Here is an 8,926-nt window from a genome sequence, read left to right as displayed (position 1 = left end):
GAACCTCACCCGCTTTGGGGCCTTCGAGGTTCACATCCATCACTTCCAAAGGTTTGCCCGCCTGAACGGCGACGGCGGCACGGGTGCGCATAACGAACACTCCTAATTAAATCCAACTGATTCCAGCCGGCCAAATGCTGCACTGGCCTAACAGTTTTGATTATCAATGCCGCCTGACACAGGTAAGGCGACACGACATATTACTGGCTGTTCCTCGTCAAAGCGCTGTTCAGGCGCTGTGGTTCAGCTTGGAGACTCCACTTCGGCTATGAAGTCATGCTTGTCGCCTGTGTGAACCAACCCTGTATTGTGCCCGCCATGTGCCTCAGTGCCTTTCAGCACAGCGGTCCGACGGGTAAACGTTACTTTCATCTCACCGCCCAACACCTTTCGGATTGTCTCGTATTGCCATTCACTGACTTGCTGCGCCGCAGGCCGTTCCGAAATCTTTTCGAACCAGGCGCGGGTTTTGGGGTGTTTGCTCCAAACAGTGTCAGAAATAATGCCTCCGGCCTCATGAGAGACAAATTCATGAAATGCTGCCAGATCGCCATAGGTGATCTGATCCCCACAGAGGTAAGCGGTATCTTTCAGCCAATAGTTTTCCAGCAGGTCCAAAGCTTCATAAAGTAAGTGTTTTCCCTTGCGCACCTCGGCGGAAAAATCCTTGTCCGCGCCATAAATCATGGGGGCAAAAATAGTCCAGTGAAAAGCACCGCCGCCCAAGCGAAGTGTATAAGCGTACCACTGAACAAACATGTTGACCCTGGTTCGCTCAAGTAACGTGCCACCGAACCAGTGGTCCGGACAATCATATTTTTCGTTCAGGTACCGACCAATGGCAACGTTTTCCCAAACCCGCAGGTCACCATCACACAGGATCGGCACCTGACCTGTTGGGTTGTACTCGTCGCGAAATTCCTGACGCTCATTGATGTTGGTCGTGATATCCACGACCTCTTCATCATGCGGAATGTCGTTTTCGATCAGAAACTGCAACGCCGTGCGGCACGGCTGAGAAGCGGGATGATGCAACAGGCGTACTTTGTCAGACATTTGGGATCTCCTCTCTGTTCGATTTCCAATCATGTGTCGCGACCTTTTTTGGGCGTCGTTGCGGGGGTTTCCCGGGCTCAGTCAACGCCTGAGCATTCATGCGGAAATCGGTGTAGTGAAACGTTAGCGTTCATGACGGATTTATGTCAATAAAATACATTAAAGTTAAACAATGACTATAAATGAACAATTGTGGCTACAGCCTTGTACAGCCGAGTTTGTTGGATATAGTGAGAGAAATCGCGACTGCGCTGACGCTGGAAAACTCAACAACATCAAAGGGCAGGCACCGTTGGTCCAACTCCCTGCGCATTGGTCGGCGAAGGCATTGCGCACCAAGATGAGGAAATTTCGTGAACGCCCAACCTGAGCAAAATACTGAGCTTCTGAATATCAAAGAAGCCGCGGCGATTCTGAAAGTCAGCGAAGCGTCGCTACGGCGCTGGACCAATTCGGGACGTTTGGCGTGTCAGCGGATCGGAGTAAAAAAGGAACGGCGTTTCCGTCGAGAAGATTTGATGGCGTTTCTGGACGGAGATGCTTTGCCTGTCGTCGACAAAAACCAAGGGGGGCGTCCCAGCGAGGTTGTCCTGGAGGGTGTCGCCATCGAATATGGCAGCCATATTTGTACCCTTTATGAAAACGATCTTGGTCGCCTGAAATGGTCGGTTCCGTTTCTCGTGGACGGGTTACGAAATGGCGATGGCTGCTTTTTGATTGCTACTGATGCGGTGCGGGAAGAGATTCTTGACCATGTTCAGCAAGCCTGGGACGGGTTACCCGAAGCCATTGAAAATGGTCAACTCGTCCAAAGCTGCGGAATTCCTGACGGAAAGGCAATGTGCCGATACATCGAGCAGAGTATTTTCACAGCAACACGGGCCGGGTTGCGCACGTTTCGCCTGTTGGGCGATATGAGCTGGTGTCTCGACCTGGGCATGTCCCACGACGACTTGTTCGACTATGAACGGCGGTTCAACCACGAGGTCGGACATCGCCACCCATTGGTCAGCGTTTGCCAATACGACACGCGCGACTTTACAGGGCCGGCGGTGTTGAACGCGCTGCAATGCCACGAAGATACTTTCCGGTATCCGTTGTCTCGCTTTCTGTCTTCTTGAGGTCAGCAAAAAAGCCTGCAAGCGCGGACCCTTGGTCGCCCAGAATTTCTTTTGAGATCAAAGTTGATAGCATACGAGCGAAAATTGCGAGGCTCATTTCTGAGTTGCCGACATGGTCGCGCGAAGCTTCAATGTGGCAGAAGCGTCCACCGTCCATGAACTGGTGTCTATGACAACCCCATAGTCCTTCTCTGCGCTTTCAATGGACACGTAACCGTCGCGGACATCGTCGAGAACCAGTTCCGGGTCGCGATCAGGCGCGGGGCCGTAACCGCCACCGCCTGGCATTTCGAGAACGGGGACCGTATCGGGGGCAACCATGGCAGAAATCTTGGGTTTCAGATCGACGTCATTGTTTGTCACCAAATTACCTACGGCACCCGGGTTGCCGCCATGCAAGCCCGGGGCCGGGTATTTTACCCGCTCAAACAGGCCAGAGAACAGATAAGCGTCGTCGGTCAAAAGTTCGATTTCCATCGTCTGTCCAAGGCCGCCACGTGCCTTGCCCGGACCGCCCGAGTCTGTTCGCAACTCGCGGCGGCGCATAATGATGGGCGCCAGTGTCTCCATGACTTCCGATGGCACGCCGGCGATTCCGGAGGGATATGCCGTTGCCGAGAACCCATCCTTTCCGCTAAGCGCCCCGGTGCCACCCGATGCGAACCAAGTGTATGAGAAGTGTTTTCCGGTTTTGGGATCGACACCTGACAGGTGCGTATCCCACAGGCCGTCAAATCCCGGTGCCATGACATTGTCAGGCAAGGCATCCGACAGGGCACCCATGACAAGCGACGGAAGGAAGTGCCCGACCAGATGTCGCCCCCCAATAGCCGCCGGATATTTCGCATTGAGGAGCGTTCCTTCCGGAGCGACGATCTTGACGGGAAGGAAGCTGCCTTCATTGTTCGGAATGTCACCGCCGAGAGCGCATTTGACACCATAGGTCGTATATGCAGCCGTGTAGTTCAGGGTCACATTGACGCCAAGCGCCACCTGATCCGGTGAGCCTTCAAAGTCGACCGTCAACTCGTCGTCTTCAACGATAATCGCCGCCTTGAGGAGGAGCGGATCGTCGAACCCGTCGATGGTCAATTCATAGCTGTAACGGCCATTGGGCAACGCCAGAATACGGTCGCGCATCGCCCTTTCTGACCGATCGACGATTTCGTCGGCAAGCTCTTCAATATCATCCAATCCGAACTCGTTCAGGAATGAGAGGAGTTGCTTGGCTCCTACTTCATTTCCAACGATTTGACTGTGGATGTCGCCCAGCACTTCTTCGGGTGTGCGGACATTTGCGCTTATGAGATCAAAGATTGCTTGGACTGGTTTGCCTTGATCGACCAGCTTCATGACCGGAATGAAAAGCCCTTCTTCAAAAACAGAGCGCGAATCCGCCGAAAGACCACGGCCACCGATATCGAGCGCGTGGCAACAATTGGCGAACAGGGCTATGCACCGGTCTCCCTTAAAAACGGGCGTTGCGATGGTGATGTCGTTCAGTTGTGAGGCGGTTTTCCAAGGATCATTCGTCACCAGGACATCGCCAGGGCGCAATGTGTCGATAGGGAAGCTGTTTAGAAAGTGGATCATGCCGGTTGCCATCGAGTTGATGTGTCCCGGTGTTCCTGTGACCGCCTGGGCGATCATCCTTCCCCGCCTGTCAAAGACACCTGCCGATAAGTCACCGGCTTCGCGAACGATCGAGGTAAAGGAAGATCGCATCAGTGCGGCGGCCTGATCGTTGGTTGTCGCGATCAAGCGGCTCCAGAGAATATCGAGGGTGATCTGGTCAATTGCCATGGTGCGCTCCTATACCTCTGACGGCTCCATATCGATGATAAGGTTGCAGTTTTCATCCACCTGAATCCGACCTGAACCGTTGATCACGACCGTCGATTCACGTTCTTCAATTACTGCAGGACCAGATAAAACCGCACCGGCAGGCAAACGATACCGGTCATATACCGGCACGGTATTCAGGGACTTATGCGCAGGGAGGTAAATGGCACGCCGACCCTTGAGGGCGTCAGACACGTTGTTAGAGCTGTTCAAGGCGGTTGGGAGCGTCAGTTTGGGTTTGGGGCCCTCCGCCACGATGCGCCAGGACACGACTTCAATCGGGACATCAGGCAACACGTGGCCATAAACGGTGCGATAGGCGTCCTCAAACGCGGTTTTGAGTTTGTCGCGATAGCCCGTATCCAATGGGTCGTTGTCCAACGCCACCCGCACATCGAACCCTTGTTTGGCGTACCGCATGTCAGCAAACCGGCGAAACCTTACAGTGTCCGGGTCTATGGTCCGTCCTAAAGTCTCGCGACCAGCGTGTTCCATGTCTCGCACAGCCTGTTCTGCGGTTTCCCAGTCCATATCCTTCAACTTGCTCGGCAAGGATCGCGCAAAGCTCATGCTAAGGGGCGCAGTCAGGAATCCGATGCTCGACATCACACCTGCACCTAACGGATAGATGACCCGAGGGCTGCGAAGGATCGAGGCTACACCAAAGGCGTGAACGGGTCCGGCACCCCCGGTCGCAAAGACCGGGAACCGCGTGATGTTCATCCCGCGTTCGATCGTGTGAATACGGGCTGCGGATGCCATGCTTTCGTTTGCCAACTGGTGAATACCCCAAGCGGCTTCCAGCGACGAAAGCCCTAAAGGTTCGGCGATTTTTTCGCGGATGGCGGTTTCGGCTGCCGCAACATCCAACGCCATCGTTCCGCCCAGGAAAAAGTTGGGATCAAGATAACCAAGCAGCAGATCAGCATCCGTTACGGTCGGGTTGTCACCGCCGAGCGCGTAAGCCGCAGGCCCGGGCTCGGACCCGGCGCTGTCTGGTCCGACTTGCAGGCGGCGCATTGCATCAACGCGGGCAATAGACCCGCCGCCCGTCCCGATCTCAATCATCTCGATAACGGGTACCTTGATTGGCAAGCCGCTCTGTTTCTTGAACTGGTATTGACGGTCCACTTCAAATTCGTTGGTCACAAGCGGAAGACCGTCGGCGATCACACAGGCCTTGGCGGTTGTGCCACCCATGTCAAAGGCGAGCACATCCTTGTGCCCCAGAAGGTCGCCATAATAGGCCGCCGCCAGCGCACCCCCAGCTGGGCCAGATTCGACCAAACGGATCGGAGCCGTTGCGCCCTCGTCAATTTCACAAAGCCCGCCGTCGGATTGCATGATGAAGAGTGTGGCAGGCAGGTCCAACTGATCTTTGAGGCGCTGACTAAGACGGCTGAGATATTGTTCCGCGATCCGTTTGACATAGACATTCGCCAATACGGTCGAGCCGCGCACATATTCACCAATCTCGGGAACCAACGAACTGGACAGTGTCACCGCGATCTCTGGCGCTTCTTCCTGCAGGATGCGGGCAATCTGACGCTCGTGCGCGTCGTTGACATAGCTATGAATCAGCGAGACACCAACAGCCTCTACACCTGTCTCCTTCAAGGTCTCCACAAGTGCGCGCACTTCGTCGGGATCGAGCGGGGTTCGAATGGTTCCGTCCACCAGTACGCGCTCATCCAACTCGAACCGCCGACGTCGAGGGGCAAGCGGCAGAGGGCGTTTCATTCTCAAGTCATAAATGTCATAGCGATGCTCGCGGCCAATCTCTATCGCATCCCGAAATCCTTTGGTGGTGATCAGCGCGGTCACGGCGCCTTTTCGTTCGATCAGTGCGTTGGTGAACAAGGTTGTGCCGTGCAGAACGTCAAGAACGTCGTCTCGGTTTACACTTTTATCCGAGAGAAGCTTTTCCAGCCCTTCGATTATGGCGTTGTCGGGCTGCTGAGGTGTCGTAAGGATTTTGCCGAATTCGAAACGGGTGCCGTCGTCACTCACAAGAACAAGGTCGGTAAATGTACCGCCAATATCCGCTCCGACATGCAATGGCATGGTCTCTTATCCCCGCTTATTGAATGCCTTTGAATGAAGTACATGAACAAAGCAAATACAAGCATTTCCCCTGCCCACCTCCTGCAGCTGGTTGACGCCTTCACCAAGCATTATGACCGCCGATGGTTCCACAAGGGCTTGCAACACCTTTCGCTGACCGCCGTCCTTGCAGAGCGGGTCGCATGACCAGATTACTTCGGATTTAAGTGGTGCAGTTGCGCGCGCTGACGAGCGCGGCTCACGCCTCATACGGCGGCGTGTGGTTGGGAACCTGGATCGTAGCGCGCCAGTGCGCGGTGGTTTCCGTGCGTGTCCCCAGCAGCAGACCGCGGTTTTCCATCGCTTCGATGTGGGGGCCTTTTGGATAAGACCCGGCTGTTGGTGTCCACGCCATCGCTCAGAAAAATGATCAGACGGTCTTCGACTTCGCTGCCGTCGAACATTCGGATCGCCAGCCCGATGGCATCTCCGATGGCTGTGTTCGGCCCTTCCATACACACTTGCGTCTGGTCAAGGAACTCTTCAAGGCTTTGCAGAACTTCGGTGAAAAGAGCCTGCACAAAGGCCCGCGTACCAAAGACGATCAGGGCCATTCGGTCGCCGTCGCGTTCGGTGATGAAGGTCTTGAGCGCATCACGTACTGCGTCCAAATGTTGTAACCGCTGTCCGTTTTCACCAATGAAATCTCTCTGATCCATCGAGAAGGTCGATATAGTCTCGGTCGGCCAGCCAAGCGTGGGTGCGGCTGTATTTGTCCAGAGCAATCGAGGCGCGCGGGCCGGTATCGATCTCGATCCAGCTGCCCGGTCCCTCGCTGAGGGTTGTCGGCGTTCGTGTGGCGTAAACCAAATCGGCAAAGTAAAGCTCCATCGCTTCCAGCAGGGCGGCTTACACCTTGGCGGGCGCGCGATTGATCTCGTCGGCCAGAACGATTTTGGCGAAGATCGGTCCTGGCTCGAACCGGACCCCGGACGTGCCCCCGGCCTGAATGTACACCTCGGTTCCGGTGACATTCGAAGGCAGCAGATCGGGCGTGAACAGGATGCGGCTGAACTTCGCATCCAGATGATGGCAAGTGTCGAACTCCGTTTGCGGCTGAGACTGATTTGGGCACGCAAAAAAATCAATTTTTAACACAATGGCTCAATTTTCCGTGTAAACTGGGGTAGTTCCGTATTCCTCAAAAAAGGTTTGAAAACATGTTTGCAGCCATTGAGCTCCGGCGCATCATCCGACCATTTGTGACTTTGACCAGCGCGGTCTTTCTGGCCGTTTCAGCCACCGCGCAAGAGCAAAAACCCAATATTCTTGTGATCTGGGGTGACGATGTCGGCCAGTCCAACATCTCGGCGTACACGAAGGGTCTGATGGGATATCACACGCCCAATATCGACCGAATCGCCAACGAGGGCATGATCTTTACCGACTATTATGGTGAGCAATCCTGCACAGCCGGACGCTCTTCGTATATCATGGGACAGTCCGTGTTTCGGACCGGGTTGTCCAAGGTGGGCCTGCCGGGCGCTGATCTGGGGATGCAGGAGGAAGACCCGACAATCGCGGGACTGCTCAAGGCCGAAGGGTATGTTACCGGTCAGTTCGGCAAAAACCATCTGGGCGACAAGGATGAACATCTGCCGTCCAACCATGGTTTTGATGAGTTTTTCGGCAATCTCTACCACCTGAATGCCGAGGAAGAGCCCGAGAACGAAGACTATCCCGGCAACCGGGTTCTGGCCGATGGCCGCACCTTCCGCGAGGCATACGGCCCGCGTGGGGTGATTAAGTCCAAGGCCGATGGCACGATCGAGGACACCGGTCCGCTGACCAAAAAACGCATGGAAACAGTCGATGACGAGACAGTGGCCGCCGCTATCGATTTCATCAAGCGCTCGCACGAGCAGGGACAACCTTTCTATGTCTGGTGGAACGGCACGCGGATGCACTTCCGCACCCATGTAGCCGATGATCGACGCAACCCGGGCAACGACGAATATACCGACGGGATGCTGGAACATGACATGCATGTCGGACAATTGCTGGACCTGCTGGACGAGTTGGGCATCGCCGACAATACAATCGTGCATTATTCGACGGACAATGGCCCGCATATGAACACCTGGCCGGATGCCGCGATGACTCCGTTCTGGGGTGAAAAGAACACCAATTGGGAAGGTGGCTGGCGGGTGCCGTCGATGGTGCGTTGGCCCGGTCTGATTGAGCCTGGCTCTGTCTCGAACGAGATCATGCACCATATGGACTGGCTGCCGACTTATCTGGCTGCTGCAGGGCGTGACAATATCAAGGAGGAGCTGATTCAGGGCGGCGTTCAAGCCATCGGACGTGAATACAAGGTACATCTGGATGGCTATAACTTCCTCCCGTTTTTCAAGGGTGAAGTGGAAGAGGGACCGCGCAAGGAGATTTTCTATTTCTCGGATGATGGTGACCTGACGGCATTGCGGTATGACGACTGGAAGCTGATTTTCCTTGAGCAGAAGGCATGGGGCACTCTGCGCGCCTGGATGGAACCTTGGACAGAGCTGCGTATCCCTTTGATCATCAACCTGCGCCGCGACCCCTATGAGCGCGCTTACCGGACCTCGAATACCTATTATGACTGGTTGCTAGACCGGGCCTATTTCCTGGTCCCGGCGCAGCAGTATGTGGGCAATTTCCTGGCGACATTCCAGGAATTTCCGCCCCGCCAGAAGGCCGCCAGCTTTAACCTGGAGCAGGTTATGGAAAAGATGATCGCGCCGGTGGGTGACTGATCTTCGTTATTGTATCAAGCTGGGCCGCCGCATAGCGGTGGCCCTTCTTCTATTTTTTTGAACGGATAA

At 55.1% G+C, this 8,926-nt stretch carries 8 protein-coding genes; 2 read left to right on the top strand and 6 right to left on the bottom strand.

The genetic code is table 11. From position 1 onward, the window contains the following. Window positions 1-243 precede the first annotated feature (243 nt). The gene (locus tag ACRZ9X_RS20830; protein WP_480521995.1) at window positions 244-1,056 is read right to left on the bottom strand and encodes a glutathione S-transferase family protein; all 813 of its coding nucleotides are present in this window, start codon (window positions 1,054-1,056) and stop codon (window positions 244-246) included. Between the two features lie 353 nt (window positions 1,057-1,409). Between ACRZ9X_RS20830 and ACRZ9X_RS20825 the strand changes: the two genes are divergently transcribed. Next, entirely contained in the window at window positions 1,410-2,177 is a 768-nt protein-coding gene (locus tag ACRZ9X_RS20825; protein ID WP_480521994.1) for an MEDS domain-containing protein, read from the top strand. A 93-nt stretch (window positions 2,178-2,270) separates the two neighbouring features. Here the strand turns inward: ACRZ9X_RS20825 and ACRZ9X_RS20820 are convergent, their stop codons facing one another. From ACRZ9X_RS20820 to ACRZ9X_RS20800, 5 genes are all read right to left on the bottom strand, one after another. Next, window positions 2,271-3,980, bottom strand: a complete 1,710-nt coding sequence (locus ACRZ9X_RS20820; protein ID WP_480521993.1) for a hydantoinase B/oxoprolinase family protein — start codon at window positions 3,978-3,980, stop codon at window positions 2,271-2,273. Window positions 3,981-3,989: 9 nt separating this feature from the next. Next, a complete protein-coding gene (locus ACRZ9X_RS20815) occupies window positions 3,990-6,083 on the bottom strand; it encodes a hydantoinase/oxoprolinase family protein (RefSeq protein ID WP_480521992.1) in 2,094 nt (697 codons plus the stop codon). A gap of 245 nt (window positions 6,084-6,328) precedes the next feature. Continuing rightward, window positions 6,329-6,733 carry a VWA domain-containing protein gene (locus ACRZ9X_RS20810; protein WP_480521991.1) on the bottom strand — a complete coding sequence of 135 codons (405 nt, stop codon included), beginning with the start codon at window positions 6,731-6,733 and terminating at the stop codon, window positions 6,329-6,331. A gap of 22 nt (window positions 6,734-6,755) precedes the next feature. Then, window positions 6,756-6,953 (bottom strand): hypothetical protein, encoded by a 198-nt coding sequence (locus tag ACRZ9X_RS20805; RefSeq protein WP_480521990.1) that lies wholly within the window; start codon window positions 6,951-6,953, stop codon window positions 6,756-6,758. A gap of 18 nt (window positions 6,954-6,971) precedes the next feature. Continuing rightward, the gene (locus ACRZ9X_RS20800; RefSeq protein ID WP_480521989.1) at window positions 6,972-7,220 is read right to left on the bottom strand and encodes an AAA family ATPase; all 249 of its coding nucleotides are present in this window, start codon (window positions 7,218-7,220) and stop codon (window positions 6,972-6,974) included. Between the two features lie 62 nt (window positions 7,221-7,282). On the opposite strand from ACRZ9X_RS20800, the gene ACRZ9X_RS20795 reads away from it, so the two are divergent. Continuing rightward, window positions 7,283-8,857 carry an arylsulfatase gene (locus ACRZ9X_RS20795; RefSeq protein ID WP_480521988.1) on the top strand — a complete coding sequence of 525 codons (1,575 nt, stop codon included), beginning with the start codon at window positions 7,283-7,285 and terminating at the stop codon, window positions 8,855-8,857. Window positions 8,858-8,926 lie beyond the last annotated feature (69 nt).

The sequence above is a fragment of the Ruegeria sp. AL1 genome, assembly GCF_056540905.1.
This window is presented reverse-complemented; position numbering and strand designations above follow the sequence as displayed.

Excerpts from the sequence above, each read along its gene's own strand:
- ACRZ9X_RS20815 (WP_480521992.1), bottom strand. The coding sequence starts at position 6,083 with ATGCCATTGCATGTCGGAGCGGATATTGGCGGTACATTTACCGACCTT.
- ACRZ9X_RS20830 (WP_480521995.1), bottom strand. The coding sequence starts at position 1,056 with ATGTCTGACAAAGTACGCCTGTTGCATCATCCCGCTTCTCAGCCGTGC.
- ACRZ9X_RS20820 (WP_480521993.1), bottom strand. The coding sequence starts at position 3,980 with ATGGCAATTGACCAGATCACCCTCGATATTCTCTGGAGCCGCTTGATC.
- ACRZ9X_RS20805 (WP_480521990.1), bottom strand. The coding sequence starts at position 6,953 with ATGGAGCTTTACTTTGCCGATTTGGTTTACGCCACACGAACGCCGACA.
- ACRZ9X_RS20795 (WP_480521988.1), top strand. The coding sequence starts at position 7,283 with ATGTTTGCAGCCATTGAGCTCCGGCGCATCATCCGACCATTTGTGACT.